Below are 22,379 nucleotides of genomic sequence, written 5' to 3' on the forward strand. Positions count from 1 at the left end.
GGGTCTTTCTGTGCCTCGCCCCGCCGTCAGTGGGTGGTGGGGGCGGGCGAGGGCCCCAGCAGGCCGCGCTCGGTGCGCCAGTCGTCGAGGATGGCCTTCTGCAGGCCGAACATCTCGGCCTTCTCGTCCGCCTCGTCGTGGTCGTAGCCGAGCAGGTGGAGGACGCCGTGCACGGTCAGGAGCTGGAGCTCCTCATCCATGGAGTGCTTGGTCGGCGCCTCCTCCCCCTGCTTCTTCGCGACCTCCGGACACAGCACGATGTCGCCGAGCAGGCCCTGTGCGGGCTCCTCGTCCTCCTTGCCGGGCCGCAGCTCGTCCATGGGGAAGGACATCACGTCGGTGGGCCCGGGCAGGTCCATCCACTGAAGGTGCAACTGCTCCATCGCCTCCGCGTCCACCACGATCACCGACAGCTCGGAGAGCGGGTGGATGCGCATGCGCTGGAGGGCGTAGCGGGCGGCGTCGAGCACCGCCTGTTCGTCGATATCCCAGCCGGACTCGTTGTTGACGTCGATCGCCATGGGGGTGGTCGGCTACTTTCGGTCGGTCCTGGCGCGGCTGCCGTCGCGGTGGTCCCCGCCGCCGTCGGCGGTGGCGTTGTCGTACCGCTCGTAGGCGTCCACGATGCGTCCGACCAGCTTATGGCGGACCACGTCGGTGCTGGTGAGCCGGGAGAAGTGGACGTCGTCGACGTCCTTGAGGATGTCCTGCACCTGGCGCAGGCCGCTCTTGACGCCGCCGGGCAGGTCCACCTGCGTGATGTCGCCGGTGACCACGATCTTGGAGTCGAAGCCGAGCCGGGTCAGGAACATCTTCATCTGCTCGGCGCTGGTGTTCTGCGCCTCGTCCAGGATGATGAACGCGTCGTTGAGGGTACGGCCGCGCATGTACGCCAGCGGCGCGACCTCGATGGTGCCGGCCGCCATCAGCCGCGGGATCGAGTCGGGATCCACCATGTCGTGCAGCGCGTCGTACAGCGGGCGCAGGTACGGGTCGATCTTCTCGTAGAGGGTGCCGGGCAGGAAGCCCAGCCGCTCGCCGGCCTCGACCGCGGGGCGGGTCAGGATGATCCGGTTGACCTGCTTGGACTGCAGCGCCTGGACCGCCTTGGCCATCGCCAGATACGTCTTGCCGGTGCCGGCCGGGCCGATGCCGAAGACGATGGTGTGGTGGTCGATCGCGTCCACGTACCGCTTCTGGTTGAGCGTCTTGGGGCGGATCGTGCGGCCGCGGCTGGACAGGATGTTCTGGGTGAGGACCTGGGCGGGGGTCTCCGCGCCCTCGGCACCGGCGGCGGCGCCCGCCCGCAGCATGGCGATCGACCGTTCGACCGCGTCCTCCGTCATCGGCTGACCGGTCCGCAGCACCAGCATCATCTCGTCGAACAGGCGCTGGACCAGGGCCACATCGGGGGCGTCGCCCACCGCGCTGATCTCGTTGCCCCGGACGTGGATGTCGACCGCCGGGAAGGCGTTCTCGATCACGCGGAGGAGGGCGTCCCCCGAACCCAGGACGGTCACCATGGGGTGCTTGGCCGGAACGACGAAATGGGCCCGCGCCTGCGGCGGCTGCGGCTGCTGCTTCGTGGGTGTCTGAGTCATGGGCCGGCGCTAGGGCCTGCTCATCCCGCCTTCTGGTGGTCGGTGCGCCCGGGGTGGGCCTTGGTTTTCCAAGGGTACGACCTCGGCCCGTCCCGGCCGAGGGGATTGTCCACAGGAACGCACGGGCGCAAGGAGGCCCCGGCGGCCGGACCGGACGGCGTCGGCGGGGGTTGACGGAGGCGTCGCCGGGGGTTCAGCGACGGGGAGTTCTTGAGACCGCGCGGTCGGCTCTTGAGAAGACCCGGGCTCGGGAAGGCGTCGGGCTCACGAAGGACCCGGACTCAGGCAGGCGCCTTCCTCAACAAGGCATGGGCTCAGGAGGGCGCCGGGCGGAAGCCGATCGTGGGGACCGCGCGGCGCAGCGGCCAGGGGCGGGTGCCGGCCGGCAGCAGGTCCTCCAGGAACCGGTAGCGGGCCAGCGCCTCCAGGCCGGTGGGCACCTCCCCCGCGTACGCCTTGGCCTGCGTCCACCAGCTGGCGATCTCGATCCAGCCGGGCGCGGACAGCGAGCCGCCGAACTCCTGGACGGACAGCGCCGCGCACAGGGAGGCGAAGGCCAGCCGGTCGGTGAGCGGCCAGCCGGCCAGCGTGCCGGTGACGAAGCCGGCCACGAAGACGTCGCCGGCCCCGGTCGGGTCCAGGGCCGCGACGTCCAGGGCGGGCACCTCGGCGGTCTCCCCGGTGGCCGAGTCCACCGCGCAGGCGCCGTCGGTGCCGAGGGTGACCACGGCCAGCGGCACGAGTTCGGCGAGCCGGCGGGCGGCCTGCCGCGGGGTGGTGGTGCGGGTGTAGTTCATGGCCTCGGCCGCGTTGGGCAGGAAGGCGGCGCAATGGCGCAGGCCGGCCAGGTCCTCGGGGTCCCAGCGGCCGGTCTCGTCCCAGCCGACGTCGGCGAAGATCAGCGTGCCCGAGGAGGCCGCGTCGGCGATCCAGTCCGGGTCGCCCTCGCCCTCGTGCCCGCGGTGCCCGAGCGCGGCCACCGCGGCCCGGGCCGGCGGCGGGCAGGTCGGCACGGCCTCCTCCGGCGGCGGCGCCTGGTGGCCGTGGCTGACCATGGTGCGCTCGCCCTCGTACGCCATCGAGACGGTCACGGGGGAGTGCCAGCCCGGCACCCGGCGCGAGAGGGTCAGGTCGATGCCCTCGCCATTGCGGAGGCTGTCCCAGCAGTAGTCGCCGTACATGTCGTCGCCGAAAGCCGCGGCCAGTGTGGTGCGCAGGCCCAGCCGGGCCAGCGCGGTGGCCATGTTGGCGATCCCGCCGGGGCTGGAACCCATGCCGCGCGCCCAGGACTCGGTGCCGCGCACCGGCGCGCGGTCCAGGCCGGTGAAGATGATGTCGAGGAAAACGGTGCCGGTCAGGTAGACGTCGGTCGCCGGGTCTCCCAGGACGCGGAGAGCCGCCAGTGGGTCGAGCACGGGCTGGTCGTCCATGCTTCACACTCTCACGGATGGCTGCCGCCGGGCGCTCGTCAGTGGCATGTGTGCGCCGGGGGGCGCACGGGTGCGCGGGCGGCCGGGACCGTGCGCCGGTGGACGCGGGGCGCGGCAGACTGCTCCTGGGCCGGACACCGGGATCGGCCGCGATCGCGACGCGCGCTGGACGCGGGCGGAAGCGGTCGGACACGGACCGAACGCGGATCGAACGCGGACGGAGGCGGTCGGATGTGGACCGGACGGGCACGGGACAGGATCGGATGAGGACCGGATGAGGCTCACGGTGATCGGCGGCGGCGGGTTCCGGGTGCCGCTGGTGTACGGCGCGCTGCGGAACGAGCCCGAGGTGCGCGAGGTGGTGCTGTACGACACCGACGCCCGCCGGGTGCGGGTGGTCGCCGGGGTGCTGGCCGCCATGCGGCGCGCGGCGGACGGCGCCGGGCCGCCGGTACGGGTGGCCGGCGGGCTGGACGAGGCGCTGCGGGACACGGACTTCGTGTTCTCGGCGATCCGGGTGGGCGGCACCGCGGGCCGGATGCGCGACGAGCGGGTGCCGCTGGCCGAAGGGGTGCTCGGTCAGGAGACGGTGGGCGCCGGCGGGGTGCTGTACGGCCTGCGCACGCTGCCGGTGGCGGTGGCCCTGGCCGAACGCGTCCGGGCGGTCGCACCCGGCGCCTGGGTGATCAACTTCACCAACCCGGCCGGGATGGTCACCGAGGCGATGGCCCGGGTGCTCGGCCCGCGGGTGATCGGCATCTGCGACTCCCCGGTGGGCCTGATCCGGCGGGCCGCCCGCGCGGCGGGCGCCGACCCGGACGCCCCGGACCTGAGCTACGACTACCTGGGCCTGAACCACCTGGGCTGGCTGCGGCGGCTGACCGTCGGCGGCCGCGACCTGCTGCCGGGCCTGCTGGCCGACCCCGGCGCACTGGCCGGCTTCGAGGAGGGCCGGCTGTTCGGCGCCCCCTTCCTCGCCGCACTCGGCAGCCTGCCCAACGAGTACCTGCACTACTACTACTTCCGGCGCGAGACCCTGCACGCGGTGCGCTCGGCGGCGGCCACCCGCGGGGAGTTCCTGGACCGGCAGCAGGGCGGCTTCTTCGCCGAGGCCGACGGGCTGCCGGAGGACGAGGCGTACGCGCTGTGGCAGCGGGTGCGGCACGAGCGCGAGGCGACGTACCTGGCGGAGAACCGGGCGGCCAGCGGCGGCTGGCAGCGCGACGCCCAGGACCTGGACGGCGGCGGCTACGAGAACGTGGCGCTCGCCCTGATGCGGGCCATCGCCCACGACCGACCCGCCACCTTGGTGCTCAACGTTCCGGGTGGCGGCGCCGTGCCCGTCCTCGACGCGGACGCCGTGGTCGAAGTGCCCTGCGAGGTGGGCGCTTTCGGTGCCCGGCCGCTGCCCGTGGCCCCGCCCGACGACCACCAGGCCGGCCTCATGCTGACCGTGAAAGCGGTCGAACGCGCGGCCATTGACGCGGCGAGCACCGGTTCGCGCGCCGCCGCCCTGCGCGCCCTCGCCCTGCACCCCCTGGTCGACACCGCCTCGGCCGCCGCTCGCATCCTGGACGCCGCGGGCTGGCCGGCCCGGGGCTGAGGAGCGCCTCTCAGCGGCGTTTCGGGACCGGGACCCGCATCAGGTCCTCGGCGACGGTGAGGTCGCCGGTGAAGCCGGCGGCCCGGGCCTGGGCCGCGAAGGGCTCCGGGCTCGGATAGCGCTGCGAGAAGTGGGTGAGGACGAGGTGCCGCACCCCGGCGTCGCGGGCGACGGCGGCGGCCTGCCCGGCCGTCAGGTGGCCGTGATCGGCGGCCAGCCCGGCGTCCTCGTCCAGGAACGTGGCCTCGATGACGAGCAGGTCGCAGCCCTCGGCGAGTTGCGGCACCCCCGGGCACATCCGGGTGTCCATGATGAACGCGAAGCTCTGGCCCGGGCGCGGCTCGCTGACGTCGGCCAGGGCCACACCGCGCAGCATGCCCTCGCGCTGGAGCCGCCCGATGTCGGGGCCGGCGATGCCGTGCGCGGCCAGCTTCTCCGGCAGCAGGCGGCGGCCGTCCGGTTCGTCCAGCCGGTAGCCGTACGCCTCCACGGGGTGCGACAGGCGCACCGCGGACAGCGTGAACGACGCGGTGGTGGCGAGCGGGCCGTCGTCCGTGACCGGGTCCTCGCGCAGGTCGGCGGACTCATGGTACGCGGTGGCGTACCGCAGTCGGTCGAAGTACGGCTGCCCGCTCGCCGGATAGTGCGCGGTCACCGGGTGCGGGACCCGGTCGAGGTTGATCCGCTGGACGACCCCGGCCAGCCCCAGGCTGTGGTCGCCGTGGAAGTGGGTGACACAGATCCGGGTGAGGTCGTGCGCGGCGACCCCGGCGTACAGCATCTGGCGCTGGCTGCCCTCGCCGGGGTCGAACAGGATGCCCTCGCCGTCCCAGCGCAGCACGTAGCCGTTGTGGTTGCGCTGCCGGGTGGGGACCTGGCTGGCGGTGCCCAGGACGATCAGTTCGCGCGCGGACATCGGGTACGGGGGCCGTCCGCGGTCAGACCAGGCGCTGCAGGTCGCGGCCGCCCAGGACGTGGGCGTGGGCGTGGAAGACCGTCTGGCCGGCGCCCGGGCCGGTGTTGAAGACGATGCGGTAACCGGTGGTATCCACCTTCTCCTGGATCGCCACCTCGCCCGCTTCGCGGAGGACGTCGGCGGTCACCTGGGGTTCCGCCGCGGCCAGCGACAGCGCGTCGGGGTAGTGGACGCGCGGGATCACCAGCACGTGCGTGGGTGCCTGGGGGTTGATGTCGCGGAACGCCACGGTGGTGTTCGTTTCCCGGACGATGGTGGCCGGCACCTCACCCTCGGCGATTTTGCAGAACAGGCAGTCGGCTTGGGGTTCTCCCGCCATCGGGGGACCTTTCCGGGATGGGGTCGGGGTTCGTTCCGCATGCTACCCGGGGTGGGCGCGCATGATCGTACGGCTCCTTTCGCTTGGGCGGGAACGAGCTCGGGGGGGTTCTGTTTCTTGCCGGGTGCGCGTTCGTTGTGGTTGATCGCGCTCACGCGGCGCCAGCCGCATATCAGGCACAGCCCCGCGCCCCTGGCGGGGCGCTGCTCTCCCCGCACCCGTCCACCCGCGCCCCTCGGGGCGCCCCGCGTCAGGGGCGCCCCCGTCTCCGGTTCGGCTGATTACGGCAGCTCGGGCGGGGTTTTGGCCGGGTGGGTGGTGAGGGTGGTGAGGGCGAGGGTGATGGCGGCGTCGAGTTGGGGGTCGCGGGAGGCGGCCCAGTCCTGGGGGGCGGGGACGACTTCGACGTCGGGGTCGACGCCGTGGTTCTCGAGGGCGAAGCCGAAGCCGTCGAGCCAGATGGCGTACTTGGGCTGCGTGACGCCGGTGCCGTCGACCAGTTCGTAGCGGCTGTCGATGCCGATGACGCCGCCCCAGGTGCGGGTGCCGACGACGGGGCCGATGCCGAGGGCGCGGACGGCGGCGTTGACGATGTCGCCGTCGGAGCCGGAGAACTCGTTGGCGACCGCCACCACGGGGCCGCGGGGGGCGTCCTGGGGGTAGCTGAAGGGGCGGGCGCCGCGCGGCAGTTCCCAGCCGACGATGCGCCGGGCCAGCTTCTCCACGACCAGTTGGGAGGTGTGGCCGCCGCGGTTCTCGCGGACGTCGACGACCAGGCCCTCGCGGGCCACCTCGACCCGCAGGTCACGGTGGAGCTGGGCCCAGCCGCTGCCGACCATGTCGGGCACGTGGAGGTAGCCGAGCCGGCCGCCGGATTCCCGGTGGACGTGGGCCCGGCGGTCGGCCACCCAGTCGTGGTAGCGCAGCGGCTCCTCGTCGGCGAGGGGCACGGCGACCACGTGCCGGACCGGGCCGCCGGCGGCGGGCGCCACGGTCAGCTCGACGGGCTTGCCGGCGGTGCCGACCAGCAGCGGGCCGGGTCCGGTGACGGGGTCCACCGGGTGGCCGTCCACCGCGAGCAGCGTGTCCCCGGCCTTGATCGCGACGCCGGGCGCGGCCAGCGGGGAGCGGGCCTGCGGGTCGGAGGACTCGCCGGGCAGCACCCGGTCGATCCGCCAGGTGCCGTCCTCGGCCCGGGACAGGTCCGCGCCGAGCAGACCCTGGCGGCGCAGCGGGTCGCGCCAGGTGCCGGGCGGGGAGACGTACGCGTGCGAGGTGCGCAGTTCGCCGTGCAGTTCCCACAGCAGGTCGACCAGGTCGTCGTGGGTGGCGACGCGGTCCAGCAGGGGGCGGTAGCGGTCCCCGGCGGCGGCCCAGTCGACGCCTCCCATGTCGGCCCGCCAGAAGTTGTCCCGCATCAGCCGGTGCGTCTCGTCGTACATCTGCCGCCACTCCTCGACAGGGCGCACGGTGACGCGGATCCGGCTGAGGTCGACGGTGACGGAACTGTCGGACTCCTCGCCGGTCTTGGTGTCGGCGGGGGCGATCCGCAGCGTGCCGCCGTTGCCGATCAGCACCTTGTTGCCGTCGCCGGTGACGGAGAAGTCGTCGGCGTCGCCCGCGATCTCCTCGATACGGAGCTGCACGAGGTCGTAGCGCTCCAGCGCGGTGCCGGGCGGGCGCGCGTCGGGTCCGGACAGGGCCGCGCCCAGGGTGCCGACCAGCGGGTGGCGCAGCCACAGCACGCCGCCCTTGGCCGCGCGCAGGCCGGAGTAGCGCCCGGCCTCGACCGGGAAGGCCACGATCCGGTCGGCGATCCCCTCGGCGTCCACGGTGGTGACCGGGGTGCGCGGCCGTTCCGCGCCCTCGCCGCCGCTTTCCGCCTCGGACGCCCTCTCGGTGTCCTCTGCCGCGCTCTCCGGCTCGTCGTCGCTGTCGTACGGCCGCCCGTGCCGCTGCGGCCCGAACGGGGACGGGGTGGCGGCGGCGAGCGTGATCAGGTACGGGCGGCAGGCGTTGGGGAAGGACAGGTCGAAGACGTGCGCGTCGTAGACCGGGTCGAAGGCCCGCTCGGACAGGAACGCCAGGTGCCGGCCGTCGGCGGTGAAGGCCGGCGCGAAGTCGGTGAACCGCAGCGGGGTGGCATCCACCACTGTCAGGTCGGCGGTCGCGGCGAGCCTGATCTGCCGCAGCGAGCCGGGCCCGGGGTGCGACCAGGCCAGCCACGCCGAGTCGGGCGAGAAGGCGAGCCCGGAGGCGTCGCCGTCGTCCCCCTCGGCCACCTGGCGCACCTCACCGGTCTGCGTGCCGACCAGCAGCACGCGGCCGTCGTGGGAGGCGACGGCGATGTGGTGACCGTCCGGGGAGACCTCGATGTCGTGCACCCGGCCGAGCCGTCCCGCGGCCAGCCGGCGCGGCGCGGTGCCGGCCGCCGGCCCGACCGCCGGGGCGACCTCCAGCGCGTCGTCGCCCTCCGCGTCGGTCACCCACACCACGTGCTGGTCGTCGCCCTGCGAGAACACCCGCGGGTGCCGGGTGCGCACGCCGGGCGCGGCGGCCAGTGCCCGGGCGGGGCCGCCGCGGTGGGTGATCCAGTGGGTGGTGCCGCGGATCTCCACCGCGCTGCCCCGGCCGGTGTGGTCGGGGCGGGCCTCGCCGAGGTACTGGGAGGCGCGCACCGGGTGCGGCTGGAGATCGGTGCGCTGGCCGCCCAGGGTCACCGTCAGCTCGTACGGCTCGGCGTCCGGGTCGTCCAGCCCGTCCAGCAGGTGGATGCGGCCGCCGGCCACGTACGCGACGCGGGTGCCGTCGGTGGCGGCCTGGCGGGCGTACCAGCCGCCGAGCGGGCTGTGCCGGCGCAGGTCGGTGCCGTCGGGCAGACTGGAGTAGAGGGCGCCCTCGCCCTCGTGGTCGGACAGGAACGCGATCCGCTCCCCCACCCACATCGGGCACTCGATGTTGCCGTCGAGACCGGCGTGCACCCGCTCGAAGCCGCCCTCGCCGGTGGCGTCCAGCCACAGCTTGCCCGCGGTGCCGCCGCGGTAACGCTTCCAGTACGCGGCCTCACGGCTCATCGTGGCCGACTGGAGCAGCACCGCGCCGCCGGGCCCGTACGCGACGTCGCCCACCGGCCCGTACGGCAGCTTGACCGCGGGCCCGCCGTCCAGCGGCAGCCGCCGGGCCCAGGTGCGCCGCAGCGACGCCTCCCCGGCGGCCGAGGTCGCCACCAGGTCGCCGTCCGGCGTCCAGCAGCGCACGGCCGTCCTGACGTTCCCCCAGTACGTCAGCCGTCGCGACGGCCCGCCGTCCAGCGGCGCCAGATGCACCTCGGGGGCGCCGTCCCGGGCCGACGTCCACGCCACCAGCTCGCCGTCCGGCGACACCCGGGGCCGGCCCACCGGCATGTTGTCCGCGCTGACCCGCCAGGCCCGCCCGCCGTCCAGCGGCGCCACCCACACGTCGTCCTCGGCGGTGAAGGCGATCAGCCCGCCGTGCGGGTGCGGATTGCGCAGGTACGAGGGGTGCGGCCGGCGCTGGGCCCGCACTGCGGGCTGCTCCGCCGCGGCCGGCGACGGAGACGACGAAGAGGGCGAAGGGTGCGTCACGTCGCCACCCTAACCAGGATCAACTCCCCGTCGAAGTACGGACTGCGGACGTACGACGTACGTGCGACGCGCGACCCTCCGGAATGCGGGTCGCACACGGGTCCGCGGATCGCACGGGCGTGCGCCACGTCCGGGCGACGTGGGGCTGGGTACGCCGGAGGCGCCGGACAGGTACGTCGCGTCCGGTACGTGGCATCTCCCATCACCTGCGCCCCCGGATCGCACGGACCACCTCGGCGACTCCGGCCAGGATCCGGGCCCGGTCGGCGCTCGAGGTGCCTGCCAGGGCGTACCGCACGATCAGTACGGCCGCGGTCGCCACCACGACCAGGCCCGTCACCGCCAGGCCGCCGATCACCGCTGCTGTCGGCATCGTCCTGCCCCCTTTCCGGTCCGCGGGTCCCGTGGCCGGGGCCCTGCCGGAACCGTGCCGGAGGCGCGGGCGGCGGCGCTCGGCCGGTTCGCCGTTGTCGCCGCGTCCGCGCCGGTCAGGGCGCTACGGTGAATCCTCCGAGTCGGCCGACTCGCCCGACTCGGACAGGCCGGGGTGGGCGTGGGCGAGGAGCTGGGGTGGCGGAGCACGGCGAGCGGGAGCGGGAGCGGCGGGAGTTCACCCGGCTGCTGGGGAAACTGCACGAGGCGGCGGGCGCACCCAGCACCGCGTCCCTGGCGGCCCGTTCGGAACCGCTGGCGCATGGCGGTGAATACGGCGGTGCGGCGCTCAAGCCGCACACGATCGACGGCTGGCTGAAGGGCACGTCCCGGCCGCGCTCGCTGGACTCGCTGCACTTGCTGATCGCGGTGTACGCCCGGCTCCCGGCGGGCGCCCCGGCGGCGGCTTTGGCTGCGCCCCGGCTGGAGAAGCTGTGGGGGTCCTCCGCCGCGAAACCGGCGCAAGGTGACGGCAAAAGCCCGTCACCAGGCGACGGGAAACCCGACCGCTGGGAGGCGCTGGCCGCCGGGTCCCCGGTGTGGCAGCGGCTCGGGCCGGAGTGGACCGCGGAGCCGCTGCGGGACCGCGCGACCGATGCCGTACGGCAGTTGGCCGCGCTGCGGGACCGGCAGCGTGCCGCGCTGGCCGACGACCCCTGGCGGGACGGCACCTTTGACAAATTCGCGCCCTGGGTGGACGAACGCGAACCGGTTTCGCCAAGTGTGCCGGTCGTTGCCGCACACCGCTTCGGAATTCCGTTCCGGGAAGTGGTGGAAAGACTTCGGAGGCTGGGACCAGCCGTTCCTGGGAACACGGAAGAACCGCAGGACATCGCAGCGGAGGCAGCCCTGCTGAGCGAGAAGGCGGAGGGCAAGCACCCATTGCTGCCACGCGAGGGAATTGTCAGCCTTTACACAGTGTACGAACGCAGCGATCAACTCGGCCAGGATCCCCGCACCATAGCGCACAGGTTGTCGGCCTACGGATATACCTGTGCCGAAGAACTGCCGGCGCCAAGCCCACACGACACGATCCTGCTGGCTCGAGCAGAGAGTGAGTATGAGTATAGGCGGGCCATCCCGCGCGCATTTCTCCGCCTCGTTCCCCTCACTCGAGCATTCATCAGCGAAGAGAGCCGGGTACTCGGCATTCCGCCGGAGGAGGTAGCCAACTGGTTGGTGGCCCATCATTTCGCGGTCGAGGACGGCCCGTTGCCGGACCCCAGGGACGACTGGAGCCTGCGATTACTCAAGGACACGAGCCGCCGCCCGCTAACCCGTACCGGAACCATCGCCCTCGCCCATCTCCTCCACCTCAGCCGCGAATCCGGCCGCCCCCTGCGCGAGATCTACGACCGCTGCGTCGAACTCGCCCTCCCGGTCCCCACCGCCGAGACCGTACCAGAGGCGCTGGACCGGGTACCGCGCCCTTACACCGTCGAGTGAACGGAAAAGCTCAGCCCCACCGCCCGGTCCGCGTCAGCAGGAGAGCCGTCGCCGCCACACCGGCCGTGGACGTGCGCAGAACGGTCGGCCCGAGGCGATAAGCAGGCGCACCGGCGGAGCCGAAGGCGGTGAGTTCGTCGGGGGCGATGCCGCCTTCGGGGCCGACGACGAGGACGAGGGTGCCGGTGGGGGGGAGGGGGGCAGTGGCCAGGGGGGCGGCGCCCTCTTCGTGGAGGACGCCTGCGAAGTCGGCGGCGGCGAGGAGGGCGGCGACCTGGGGGGTGGTCATGGGGCCGGTGACCTCGGGGAAGCGGAGGCGGCGGGCCTGCTTGGCCGCTTCCCGGGCGGTGGCGCGCCACTTCGTGAGGGATTTGTCACCGCGTTCGCCGCGCCATTGGGTGACGCAACGGGCGGCGGGCCAGGGCACGATCGTGTCGACACCGGCCTCGGTCATGGTCTCGACGGCGAGTTCGCCGCGGTCGCCCTTGGGGAGGGCCTGGACGACGGTGATCCGGCAGGCGGGTTCGGGCTCGTCGCGGACCTCGTGGACGTCGACCTCGAGAGTGTCCTTGCCCTCCACGGCGGCGACCGTGCCCAGGGCGCCGCGGCCGGCCCCGTCGGAGAGGACGATCTCCTCGCCGGGGCGCAGCCGGCGTACCGAGACCGCGTGCCGCCCCTCGGGGCCGGTGAGGGCGATCCGGGCGGGCGAGCCGGTCAGGGCGGCGGGGTCGACCAGGAAGACAGGGGCGGTCACGCGGAGGGCTCCCGGGCGGCGTGGAGTTCGGCGGCGAGGGTTTCCACCAGGGCGCCGGCGGACAGCTCACGGGCCAGCCGGTGGCCCTGGCCGACCCACAGCGCCATGGCCTGCGGGTCGCCCGCGGCCGCGGCCGCCTTGCGCAGGCCCGAGGTGAGGTGGTGGATCTGCGGGTAGCCGGGCGGGGCGTACGGGCCGTGCTCGCGGATGAAGCGGTTGAGCAGGCCGCGGGCCGGGCGGCCGGTGAAGGCCCGGGTCAGCACCGTACGCGTGTACACCGGGTCGGTGACGGCCTGCTTGTGCAGTGGGCTCGCGCCGGACTCGGGGGTGACGAGGAAGGCGGTGCCGAGCGCCGCCGCGTCGGCGCCCGCGGCCAGCACCGCGGCGATCTGGCCGCCGCGCATCAGGCCGCCGGCGGCGATCAGCGGCAGCGGGACGGTCTCCCGGATCTGCGCGACCAGTGTGAGCAGGCCCACTCCGGCGCCGTCGAGCTGCGGGTCGTCGCGGTGCGTGCCCTGGTGGCCGCCGGCCTCCACGCCCTGCACGCACAAGGCGTCCGCGCCCGCCCACTGGGCGGCCTGCGCCTCGGCCGGGGAGGTCACGGTCACCACGGTGTACGTGCCGGCCTTCGCGAACGCCTTGAGCACCGCGCGGTCCGGGCAGCCGAAGGTGAAGCTCACGACCGGGACCGGGTCCTCCAGCAGGATCGCCACCTTGGCGTCGAAGGCGTCGTCGTTGCCCTGGTCGGGGTCGCCGAGCGCGGTGGCGTACCAGGCGGCCTCTCCGGCGAGCTGCTCGGCGTAGACGGCGATCGCCGAGCGGTCGGCCGTGCCCGGCTGCGGCATGAACAGGTTCACCCCGAAGGGGCGCGAGGTCAGGTCCCGCAGGTGCCGGATCTCCTCGTACATCGCCTCCGGCGTCTTGTACCCGGCGGCCAGGAACCCCAGGCCTCCCGCGGTACCCACGGCAGCCGCGAGCTGCGCGTTCGACGCGCCGCCGGCCATCGGCGCCTGAATGATCGGGTACGTCGAGAAGTCTTCCAGAGCCGGCATGGCTCCACCCTATAGATCTCGGACCCCACGCCGTTCAGCGCCGTCGCGGCGGAGCCGGGGGACGGTCCCGCCCCCGGCTCCGGAACGGTCAGCGACCGTTGAACGCGTCCTTCAGGCGGGAGAAGAGGCCCTGCTGGCCCGGGGCGAACTGGCCGGTGGGGCGCTCCTCGCCGCGGAGCTTGGCGAGGCGGCGCAGGAGCTCTTCCTGTTCGGCGTCGAGCTTGGACGGGGTGACCACCTCGACGTGGACGATGAGGTCGCCGCGGCCGCCACCGCGCAGGTGGGTGATGCCGCGCTGGTGGAGGGGGATGGACTGGCCGGACTGGGTGCCCGGGCGGATGTCGACCTCCTCCATGCCGTCCAGGGTCTCCAGCGGACACTTGGTGCCCAGGGAGGCGGCGGTCATCGGGATGGTGACCGTGCAGTGCAGGTCGTCGCCGCGCCGCTGGAAGACCGGGTGCGGCACCTCACGGATCTCGACGTAGAGGTCACCGGCCGGCCCGCCGCCGGGCCCGACCTCGCCCTCGCCGGCGAGCTGGATCCGGGTCCCGTTGTCGACACCCGCCGGGATCTTGACGGTGAGGGTGCGCCGGGAGCGGACCCGTCCGTCGCCCGCGCACTCCGGGCACGGCGTGGGCACCACGGTGCCGAAGCCCTGGCACTGCGGGCACGGCCGCGAGGTCATGACCTGGCCGAGGAAGGACCGCGTGACCTGGGAGACCTCGCCGCGTCCGCGGCACATGTCGCAGGTCTGCGCGGAGGTGCCGGGCGCGGCCCCCTCGCCGTTGCAGGTGCCGCAGGTCACGGCGGTGTCCACCTGGATGTCCTTGGTGGTGCCGAACGCGGCCTCGTCGAGCTCGATCTCCAGCCGGATCATGGCGTCCTGGCCGCGGCGGGTGCGCGATCGCGGCCCGCGCTGCGAGGACTGCCCGAAGAAGGCGTCCATGATGTCGCTGAAGTTGCCGAAGCCCGCGCCGAAGCCGCCGGCTCCCGCGCCCGCGCCGCCCGCGGCGGACAGCGGATCGCCGCCGAGGTCGTAGACCTGCTTCTTCTGCGGGTCGGAGAGCACCTCGTAGGCGGCGTTGATCTCCTTGAACCGCTCCTGCGTCTTCGGGTCCGGGTTCACGTCCGGGTGCAGTTCTCGGGCCAGCCGGCGGAACGCCTTCTTGATCTCGTCCGGTCCGGCGTCCCGGCGCACTCCGAGGACGGCGTAGTAGTCGGTGGCCACTTACGACTCCGCCAGGATCTGTCCGACGTAACGTGCCACTGCGCGTACCGCTCCCATCGTTCCCGGGTAGTCCATGCGGGTCGGTCCGACCACGCCGAGTTTGGCGACTGCCTCGTCGCCGGAACCGTAGCCGACCGCCACCACGGAAGTGGAATTGAGTCCCTCGTGAAAGTTCTCGTGCCCGATGCGTACCGTCATGGTCGAGTCCTTGGCCTCGCCGAGCAGCTTCAGGAGCACCATCTGCTCCTCCAGGGCTTCCAGCACCGGCCGGATGGTCAGCGGGAAGTCGTGGTTGAAGCGGGTGAGATTGGCCGCGCCGCCCAGCATGATCCGTTCCTCGGTCTCCTCGACGAGGGTCTCGAGCAGGGTCGCCAGGACACCGGAGACGGCCGGCCGGTCGTCGACCTCGAAGCTCTCCGGCAGGTCCTGGACCAGCGGCGGTACGTCGGCGAAGCGGCGGCCGACGACCCGGCTGTTGAGCCGGGCACGCAGGTCGGCCAGCACGGTCTCGCCGACCGGTGCCAGGCAGTCGATGTTGCGCTGTTCCACGCGTCCGGTATCGGTGATGAGCACCAGCATGATCCGGGCCGGCGCCAGCGGCAACAGCTCCACGTGCCGCACCGAGGAACGGGTCAGCGACGGGTACTGCACCACCGCGACCTGGCGGGTGAGCTGGGCCAGCAGCCGTACCGTACGGCCGACCACGTCGTCGAGGTCGACCGCGCCGTCCAGGAAGTTCTGAATGGCCCGGCGCTCGGCCGCGGACAGCGGCTTGACGCCGGCCAGCTTGTCGACGAACAGCCGGTAGCCCTTGTCGGTCGGGATGCGGCCCGCGCTGGTGTGCGGCTGGGCGATGTAGCCCTCTTCCTCCAGGACCGCCATGTCGTTGCGTACCGTGGCCGGCGACACGCCGAGCTTGTGCCGCTCGGTGAGCGCCTTGGACCCGACCGGCTCCTCGGTGCCGACGTAGTCCTGAACGATGGCACGCAGCACTTCGAGTCTGCGTTCGCTCAGCATCGCGCACCTCCAGCCTTGCGCTTCCTCGGGCCCTGACGCCCCTGGCCTGGCACTCTTCCGTTTCGAGTGCCAGCTTTCCGAGAGTCAGTGTACGGCGAGGCGCCAAGGGCAGGGCAAGACCGACTGCCGAACGGCCGTTGCCGGGCCGGGTGCACGGGGCCGTGCGGGCGTGTGCCGGCCGTGTGCCGGGCCGGACTGGAGGCACGGATGAGGCCCGCGGGAGCCGGGTGACGGCCCCGTGGAATCCCGGGCACGGCACGGGGGAGGCGAGGCGGGCATCGGGCCGCGGGGGCCGATAGCGTCGCCCTGTGGAATCTGCGGAGAACGCCGGGGAGCACGCCTCCCCGGCCTCGGTCTGGGAGCACCTGGCTCCCGGGGTCGCCCGCCGCCGGCTGCCCCACCTGGACGTGACGATCGGTCTCGTCGTCGGCGCGGAGGGCGTACTGCTGGTCGACACCGGGTCCACCCTGCGCGAGGGCGCGGAGCTGCGCGCCCAGGCCGAGGCGCTGACCGGCCGCGAGGTCACGCACCTGGTGCTCACCCACGGCCACTTCGACCATGTCTTCGGGGCCGCCGCCTTCCCGGGCGCGCGGGTGTACGGGCAGCGCGGGCTCGACGACTACCTGCTGCGGGAGCGCGAGGCGCTGCGGGAGAGCGCCGTGCGATACGGCACCGATCCGGCGCAGGCCCAGGAGGCCGCGGCGGCGCTGGTACGGCCCACCGACCCGGTCGGCGGCGAACTCACCCTGGACCTGGGCGACCGGCCGGTGCGCCTGGTGCACCCGGGCGCCGGGCACACCGCGCACGACCTGGTAGTGGTCGTTCCCGGCGCCGGTGCCAGCGACCCGGTGGTGATGTTCTGCGGCGACCTGGTCGAGGAGTCGGGCGAGCCGCAGGCCGACGCCGACGCGGTGCCCGCCGCTTGGCCCGCCGCCCTGGACGCACTGCTGGCGATCGGCGGCGAAACCGGGCGCTATGTGCCGGGGCACGGCGCGGTGGTCGACGCCCGGTTCGTACGGGCCCAGCGGGCGGCCCTGGCGGAGCGGTTCGCCTCCTAGGCGGCGGCTTCGCAGGGCGTCGGCTCTGCAGGGCGTCGTTTCGCGGCGCTCGATTCGTACTGCTTCGATTCGCGGCGCTCGATTCGCCTCGCGTCGTAAGGCGTCGCATTCCGCGCCTCGCCCGGTGGCGCCCGGGCCGCCGGCACTGTCGCCTGTGGCACTCGACTTCGCGGCGCTTCGGCCCGCGGCGGGGGGCCGGCCCCTACGATCTGCGGTATGCGCAGCAGGAGCTACGACCCCGATCTGACGCCGCCGTGGAAGAAGTCGGCGCCGCCTCCGGAGGTCGCCGCCGAGGCGGGGCTGGTGATCGAGGAGGTGGACACCGGCTTCTGCGGGGCGGTGACGCGGGTGGAGCGGACCCCGGAGGGCTTCACGGTCACGCTGGAGGACCGGCACGGGAAGCTGCGGGTGTTCCCGATGACGCCGCGCGGCTTCATGATCGACGGCGAGGTCGTCACTCTGGTGCGCCCCTCGGCCGCACCCGCCCCGCGCGGCCCGCTGCTGTCGGCCTCCGGGTCGATCGCGGTGACCGGCGCCAAGGCGCGGGTGGCCCGGGCGGGGCGCATCTACGTGGAGGGCCGCCACGACGCCGAGCTGGTCGAACGCGTCTGGGGCCACGATCTGCGGGTCGAGGGCGTGGTCGTGGAGTACCTGGAGGGCGTGGACGACCTGCCCGCCCTGGTCGCCGCCTTCTCCCCCGCGCCCGGCGCCCGGCTGGGCGTCCTGGTCGACCACCTGGTGCCGGGTTCCAAGGAGTCGCGGATCGCGGCCTCGGTCACCGGCTCGGACGTGCTGGTCGTCGGGCACCCCTTCATCGACGTGTGGGAGGCGGTCAAGCCGTCCTCGCTGGGCATCCGGGAGTGGCCGCGCGTCCCCCGCGGCCAGGACTGGAAGACCGGCGTCTGCCGGGCCCTGGGCTGGGACGACCTGACCACGGGCGAGGCGTGGCAGCGCATCCTGGGGGCGGTGCACTCGTACAAGGACCTCCAGCCGGAGCTACTGGGGCGGGTCGAGGAGCTGATCGACTTCGTCACCGAGGCCTGAAGTCACCGGGCCGAGTCACCGGGGGCGACCGGCGACCGAGGGTTGCGCGGGCCGGGGACGCCTCCTCCGGCTCGGTGGGCGCGGCGCCGGTCGGTCCGCCGGACCGGCCACAGCAGGACGTAGGCGCTGGAGACCACGACGAAGGCGAGCCGTACGAAGCCGCGGGCCGAGGCGGAGGGGATCAGCAGGGTCCCGCCGTAGAGGGACACGAAGGCGATCCAGCTCCACCAGGGCACCAGGCGCCGCTGGCCGACCGCGTCCCACAGCAGGGTGCCCAGCAGTACGGAGGCGGTGTAGTACGTGTAGACGCTCGGGTCCAGCAGGATGCGTACGTCGGCGCCGAGCAGCACCACGGCGGCCCAGCGGCCGCGGCGGACGGCGATCGCGCCCAGCAGCATGCCGAAGGCGAACTGCGCCGGGCGGTCCCACCAGGGGGTGGCCGGGTCCGAGACGCCCAGCCAGCGCAGCGCGGAGGCGGGCTGGTTCGGGATGGTGAATTTGGCCGCCGCCATGGTGCTCAGATTGCCGAGGTAGAACGGCAGCCAGGCGGCGGCTATGAGCGCCACGCAGCACAGCAGGGTCCGGGCCCACAGGCGGCGCGGGAGGGCCAGGGCGAGCGGCAGGAAGCCGAGCGCCCAGGGCTTGGAGTCCACGGCCAGCGCCAGGAAGACGCCCACCGCGAGCGGACGGCCGCGGGCCAGGGCGTGGACGGCGAGGGTCGTGAAGAACAGGGCGAGCACGTCGTCCAGGTGGCCGAAACGGACCGAGACCTCCACCCACATGGGGATGAAGGCCAGGCCCGCCACCAGGATGCGCTGCTGGAGCCGGCGGTGGTTGGTGCCGGTGCCGCGCTGGTCCCAGGCGGCGGTGCGGCCCACCAGGACGAGCATGACCAGGCCCAGCGCGGACATGGTGACCTCGGCCAGGAGCCGGCCGAGGTGGTCGGGGAAGGGCGCGAAGAGCCGGGCGACGAGCAGGCTGACCGGGCCGATCTGGAGTTCGGGGTGGTGGGCGTAGAGCGACAGGCCGCCGCCCGGGCCGCCGTCGAACAGCAGTTGCTGGCCCTGGCGCAGGTAGTGCCAGGAGACGCCGCCGCTGGGTTCGACGATCAGGAACCACAGGACCGTCCATGCGGTGAGCAGCACCAGGTGGCGGCGGATCGCCGGGCGCGCGCCACGGGGCGTACCGAGATCGGTACCGAGGGTGGTGGAGTCGTCGGCCGTGCCGCCGTCGTGTCCGCCGCCCGCTTCGCGCACCGCTCCGCTTCTTCCCCTCACCCACGCCCCGCGTGCGTCTGTGCGACGCCGGAGCGCTGAGTAAGAGCGGCAACCGGGGTGCCGGGTTCCGTCCGGGCGTATCCGTCGCCAGGCGGCGGGTTTCGGGCGGCGCGCTTCGTACCGCTTCGTACGTGCTCGGGGTACGGCCGGGGCGGTCAGTCCACCAGGTCGCGTACGACGGCGTCGGCGAGCAACCGGCCGCGCAGGGTGAGCACGGCGCGCCCCTCGGCGTAAGGAGCGGGCTCCAGGAGGCCGTCCCTTACCGCGCGGGCCGCGGCGCGGGCGCCCTCGGGCTTGAGGAGGTCCAGCGGGCAGCCGTCGGCGAGCCGCAGTTCCAGCAGGACGCGCTCGACGCGGCGGTCCTCGGGGTCGAGGATCTCCCGGCCCACGCCCGGGGAGCGGCCCTCGGCGAGGGCCTGGGCGTAGGCGCCGGGGTGCTTGGCGTTCCACCAGCGCACCCCGCCGACGTGGCTGTGCGCGCCGGGTCCGGCGCCCCACCAGTCCGCGCCGGTCCAGTACAGCTCGTTGTGGCGGCAGCGCCCGGCGTCCGTGGTGGCCCAGTTGGACACCTCGTACCAGGAGTAGCCGGCCGCAGCCAGCACCTCGTCGGCGATCAGGTAGCGGTCGGCGTGCACGTCGTCGTCGGTCATCGGCACCTCGCCGCGCCTGATCCGCCGGGCCAGTTGGGTGCCCTCCTCCACGATCAGGGCGTACGCCGAGACGTGGTCGGGCCCGGCGCCTGTTGCCGCGTCCAGGGAGGCGCGCCAGTCCGCGTCGGACTCTCCGGGCGTGCCGTAGATCAGGTCGAGGTTGACGTGCTCGAAGCCGGCCGCGCGGGCCTCGGCGACGCATGCCTCGGGGCGGCCGGGGGTGTGGGTGCGGTCGAGCACTTTCAGGACGTGCGGGCTGGCGCTCTGCATGCCGAACGAGACCCGGGTGAAGCCGGCCGCCCGCAGCCCGGCGAGGTAGGCCGGGTCCACCGACTCCGGGTTGGCCTCGGTGGTCACCTCGGCGTCCGGTGCGAGCCCGAATTCCGCCGCAATTGCGCCCAGCATCCGCCCGAGGTCCGCGGCCGGCAGCAGCGTGGGCGTACCGCCGCCGACGAAGACCGTCCGCACCGGCCTGGGGTCGTCCCCGAGCACCTTGCGGGCCAGCCGGACCTCCTCGATCAGCACGTCGGCGTAATTCTCCCGCGCCGCGAGCGCCCCGCCCGAGCCGCGCAGCTCGGTCGCGGTGTAGGTGTTGAAGTCGCAGTAGCCGCAGCGGGTCGCGCAGTAGGGCACATGCAGGTAGAAGCCGAGCGGCCGGTCGGCCGCCCCGTCCAGCGCCTGCGCCGGCAGGGCGCCGTCGGCGGGCACGGGTTCACCGTCGGGCAGTACGGAAGGCATTTCTCCAGTATCCGGTACGGCCGCGGGTGCGCGGGCCGCGGCCGGTACGGATCCGGTACGGGCCCGGGGCGCCGCCGTGCTCCGTGGCCGTCGCCGTACGCCGGGGGCGGCACCACACGCCGCGGGCGACCGTCACTGGGCCCGCAGCACCAGGAGCGCGAGGTCGTCCGTGGGGGGCGCGTCGTCGTAGTCGTACACCGCCTGCCGGATCCTTTCGGCAACCTTCTCGGCGCTCAGGCCGGCGCAGCCGCGCAGTACGGCGGCCAGGCCGTCGTCGTCGTCGAATTGGCGCCGGCCGCGGCGCCGCTCGGTGACCCCGTCGGTGACGCACAGCAGGGTGTCGCCGGGCGCCAGGTCGAAGGACTCGCTGGTGTAGCGGGCATTGTCGGAGATGCCGAGCAGCATCTGGGGCGCCGCGGCGGTGCGGACCGCGCCGTCGGGGCGCAGCGCCAGCGGCAGCGGGTGGCCGGCCGAGGCGAGGGTGCAGCGGGCGCCGTAACCGGGCGCATAGGGGACGATCTCGCCGTAGAGCAGGGACAGGAAGCGCGGCGGGCCACCGTCCCAGGCGGCGGTCTCGCCGATCAGCGCGGTGGCGGCCTCGTCGGCGAGCGCCTTGTTGAGGCGGTCCAGGACGTCGGAGACGCCGTAGCCCTCGCGGGCCAGCAGCCGCAGCACCGGGCGGGCGATGCCGGTCAGGGAGGCGGCCTCGGGGCCGTTGCCGCAGACGTCGCCGAGGGCGAAGCACCAGCGGCCGTCGCCGGCCGGGAACAGGTCGTAGAAGTCGCCGCCGACCCAGTCGCCGGCCAGCGGCTCGTAGATCACCGCGTGCTCCACGCCGGGGATCCGGCCCGTCGCGGGCGGCAGCAGGCCGCGCTGCAGCACCGTACTGATCATGGCCTGGCGGGCGTACTGCCGCGCGGTACTCAGCGCGAGGGCGACCCTGCGGCCGAAGTCCTCCACGAAGTGGATCAGGTCGTCGGACAGGCCCTCCTGCCCGGCGCGGCCCAGCAGCAGGGTGCCGTGGCAGCGGCCGGCGGCGATCAGCGGCACGGTCAGCGCGCCGCCCTCCTCGTCCGGCGCGTCCTCGGCCGCGGGCCAGTCGGTGCGCCGGGCGCCGGGTCTGGTGGTCGGTTCCGGCGGGGCCTTCTCCAGGGCGGTGTGCAGGGCGTCGATACGGGCCTCCGAGCAGTGCCAGACCCGGGACAGCCGGGGCACGCCGCCGGTCGGGTGCAGCCATACCGCGGACCAGTCGGCCAGCCGCGGCACCAGGAGCTGGGCGGCGAGCGAGGCGACGTTGTCCTCGTCCAGCTGGCCGGCCAGCAGGTCGGACGCCTCGGCGAGGAAGGAGGCCGAGCCGCGGCTGATCCACTCGGCGTCGCTGCGGCTGCGGGCCGGCACCAGGGCGGGCGCCAGCAGCTGCGCCTCCGGCGCCCGCCGCGGGGGTACGACCGCCGTCTCCTCCTCCTCGTGGTCCAGGTCGATGCGGCACCAGACCGTCTTGCGGTCCCGGCGGTAGGTGATGCCCCACTCGTCGGAGAGCGCCGCCACCAGGTGCAGGCCGCGGCCGCCCTCGTCCCCCCGGTCCTCCCGGACCACCCGCGCCGGATGATGATCCGACACTTCTATGACCAGTCCGGCGTCCAGGCGGCACACCACGTCCACGGACGTGCCGGCATGCACGACGGCATTCGTCACCAGCTCGCTGATCAGCAGGGTGCCGTCGTCCACCACCCGCTCCCCGAAGCACGGCGCCGCCCACGCGGCCAGCGTGCTCCGCAAAAACCTCCGTGCCTCGCCCGCGGCCTTCTCATTGCCCCGCAGACTTGTCCTGCTAACGGTGGGTGGGCTCACATCGCCGAGCGTGACACACCGTCCCGCCCCGCGTGCGCTCAGTTACGCCCGGGCCCCTCATCCGCGTGAATTACCCCCGACCCGTGCGATTTCTCCTTACGGGGTGGGTTACGGTTCACCTTTTTCCGCCTGTGCGGCCCTGGCGGGGCGCGGCCCCGCACGCGACGGGGCCCGCGGGGGCGGCAGCCCCCGTGAACCGCCGCGACGGCGGGAAGCCCCGCGGCGGGGACCGGCGGTGCCGAACCCGCCCCCACCACCGGACAGTTCACCCGGGAAGAAGCCGAGCGAGAGGACGAAC

The 22,379-nt window shown here is 73.8% G+C and carries 18 protein-coding genes; 4 read left to right on the forward strand and 14 right to left on the reverse strand.

Annotated elements, in window-relative coordinates; all coding sequences use genetic code 11:
• Nucleotides 1-26: 26 nt before the first annotated feature.
• From ybeY to ITX44_RS27710, 3 genes are all read right to left on the reverse strand, one after another.
• Complete coding sequence (gene ybeY / locus ITX44_RS27700; RefSeq protein WP_205360153.1) at nucleotides 27-521, reverse strand: rRNA maturation RNase YbeY; 495 nt, start codon at nucleotides 519-521, stop codon at nucleotides 27-29.
• A 12-nt stretch (nucleotides 522-533) separates the two neighbouring features.
• On the reverse strand, nucleotides 534-1,601 hold the full coding sequence (locus ITX44_RS27705; protein ID WP_205360154.1) for a PhoH family protein: 1,068 nt from the start codon (nucleotides 1,599-1,601) through the stop codon (nucleotides 534-536).
• A gap of 314 nt (nucleotides 1,602-1,915) precedes the next feature.
• Complete coding sequence (locus ITX44_RS27710) at nucleotides 1,916-3,031, reverse strand: carbohydrate kinase family protein (RefSeq protein WP_205360155.1); 1,116 nt, start codon at nucleotides 3,029-3,031, stop codon at nucleotides 1,916-1,918.
• A gap of 274 nt (nucleotides 3,032-3,305) precedes the next feature.
• Between ITX44_RS27710 and ITX44_RS27715 the strand changes: the two genes are divergently transcribed.
• On the forward strand, nucleotides 3,306-4,634 hold the full coding sequence (locus ITX44_RS27715) for a family 4 glycosyl hydrolase (protein ID WP_205360156.1): 1,329 nt from the start codon (nucleotides 3,306-3,308) through the stop codon (nucleotides 4,632-4,634).
• A 10-nt stretch (nucleotides 4,635-4,644) separates the two neighbouring features.
• Here the strand turns inward: ITX44_RS27715 and ITX44_RS27720 are convergent, their stop codons facing one another.
• The 4 genes from ITX44_RS27720 to ITX44_RS27735 form a co-directional block, all read right to left on the reverse strand.
• Entirely contained in the window at nucleotides 4,645-5,550 is a 906-nt protein-coding gene (locus ITX44_RS27720) for a ribonuclease Z (RefSeq protein ID WP_205360157.1), read from the reverse strand.
• A 22-nt stretch (nucleotides 5,551-5,572) separates the two neighbouring features.
• Nucleotides 5,573-5,929, reverse strand: coding sequence for a histidine triad nucleotide-binding protein (locus tag ITX44_RS27725; RefSeq protein ID WP_205360158.1), 357 nt, complete (start codon nucleotides 5,927-5,929; stop codon nucleotides 5,573-5,575).
• A gap of 281 nt (nucleotides 5,930-6,210) precedes the next feature.
• Nucleotides 6,211-9,474 (reverse strand): S41 family peptidase, encoded by a 3,264-nt coding sequence (locus ITX44_RS27730; protein WP_307795527.1) that lies wholly within the window; start codon nucleotides 9,472-9,474, stop codon nucleotides 6,211-6,213.
• 262 nt (nucleotides 9,475-9,736) lie between these two features.
• Nucleotides 9,737-9,907, reverse strand: a complete 171-nt coding sequence (locus ITX44_RS27735) for a hypothetical protein (protein ID WP_205360160.1) — start codon at nucleotides 9,905-9,907, stop codon at nucleotides 9,737-9,739.
• A gap of 197 nt (nucleotides 9,908-10,104) precedes the next feature.
• On the opposite strand from ITX44_RS27735, the gene ITX44_RS27740 reads away from it, so the two are divergent.
• Entirely contained in the window at nucleotides 10,105-11,412 is a 1,308-nt protein-coding gene (locus tag ITX44_RS27740) for a wHTH domain-containing protein (protein WP_205360161.1), read from the forward strand.
• A 10-nt stretch (nucleotides 11,413-11,422) separates the two neighbouring features.
• Here ITX44_RS27740 and ITX44_RS27745 read toward each other — a convergent pair whose 3' ends face one another.
• From ITX44_RS27745 to hrcA, 4 genes are all read right to left on the reverse strand, one after another.
• A complete protein-coding gene (locus tag ITX44_RS27745) occupies nucleotides 11,423-12,166 on the reverse strand; it encodes a 16S rRNA (uracil(1498)-N(3))-methyltransferase (protein ID WP_205360162.1) in 744 nt (247 codons plus the stop codon).
• Nucleotides 12,163-13,218, reverse strand: coding sequence for a nitronate monooxygenase (locus tag ITX44_RS27750; protein ID WP_205360163.1), 1,056 nt, complete (start codon nucleotides 13,216-13,218; stop codon nucleotides 12,163-12,165). Before ITX44_RS27750 ends, ITX44_RS27745 begins: the two co-directional genes overlap by 4 nt.
• Before the next feature lie 88 nt (nucleotides 13,219-13,306).
• Complete coding sequence (gene dnaJ / locus ITX44_RS27755) at nucleotides 13,307-14,446, reverse strand: molecular chaperone DnaJ (protein WP_205360164.1); 1,140 nt, start codon at nucleotides 14,444-14,446, stop codon at nucleotides 13,307-13,309.
• Nucleotides 14,447-15,463, reverse strand: a complete 1,017-nt coding sequence (hrcA, locus tag ITX44_RS27760) for a heat-inducible transcriptional repressor HrcA (RefSeq protein WP_205360165.1) — start codon at nucleotides 15,461-15,463, stop codon at nucleotides 14,447-14,449. It abuts the gene before it with no gap.
• Between the two features lie 308 nt (nucleotides 15,464-15,771).
• Here hrcA and ITX44_RS27765 point away from each other — a divergent pair, with 308 nt between their 5' ends.
• Both ITX44_RS27765 and ITX44_RS27770 read left to right on the forward strand, forming a co-directional pair.
• Nucleotides 15,772-16,521: an MBL fold metallo-hydrolase gene (locus ITX44_RS27765; RefSeq protein ID WP_205360166.1), complete on the forward strand. Its 750-nt coding sequence runs from the start codon at nucleotides 15,772-15,774 to the stop codon at nucleotides 16,519-16,521.
• A 216-nt stretch (nucleotides 16,522-16,737) separates the two neighbouring features.
• Nucleotides 16,738-17,565, forward strand: coding sequence for a DUF3097 domain-containing protein (locus ITX44_RS27770; RefSeq protein WP_205360167.1), 828 nt, complete (start codon nucleotides 16,738-16,740; stop codon nucleotides 17,563-17,565).
• Nucleotides 17,566-17,567: 2 nt separating this feature from the next.
• Here ITX44_RS27770 and ITX44_RS27775 read toward each other — a convergent pair whose 3' ends face one another.
• The 3 genes from ITX44_RS27775 to ITX44_RS27785 all read right to left on the reverse strand — a co-directional run bounded on the left by ITX44_RS27775 (nucleotide 17,568) and on the right by ITX44_RS27785 (nucleotide 22,009).
• On the reverse strand, nucleotides 17,568-18,725 hold the full coding sequence (locus ITX44_RS27775) for a hypothetical protein (protein ID WP_307795528.1): 1,158 nt from the start codon (nucleotides 18,723-18,725) through the stop codon (nucleotides 17,568-17,570).
• Between the two features lie 272 nt (nucleotides 18,726-18,997).
• Nucleotides 18,998-20,230, reverse strand: a complete 1,233-nt coding sequence (gene hemW / locus ITX44_RS27780; RefSeq protein ID WP_205360168.1) for a radical SAM family heme chaperone HemW — start codon at nucleotides 20,228-20,230, stop codon at nucleotides 18,998-19,000.
• Nucleotides 20,231-20,362: 132 nt separating this feature from the next.
• Nucleotides 20,363-22,009: a SpoIIE family protein phosphatase gene (locus ITX44_RS27785; protein WP_236061818.1), complete on the reverse strand. Its 1,647-nt coding sequence runs from the start codon at nucleotides 22,007-22,009 to the stop codon at nucleotides 20,363-20,365.
• Nucleotides 22,010-22,379: the final 370 nt, after the last annotated feature.

It is taken from the genome of Actinacidiphila acididurans, assembly GCF_016918855.1.
Lineage (GTDB): Bacteria > Actinomycetota > Actinomycetes > Streptomycetales > Streptomycetaceae > Actinacidiphila > Actinacidiphila acididurans.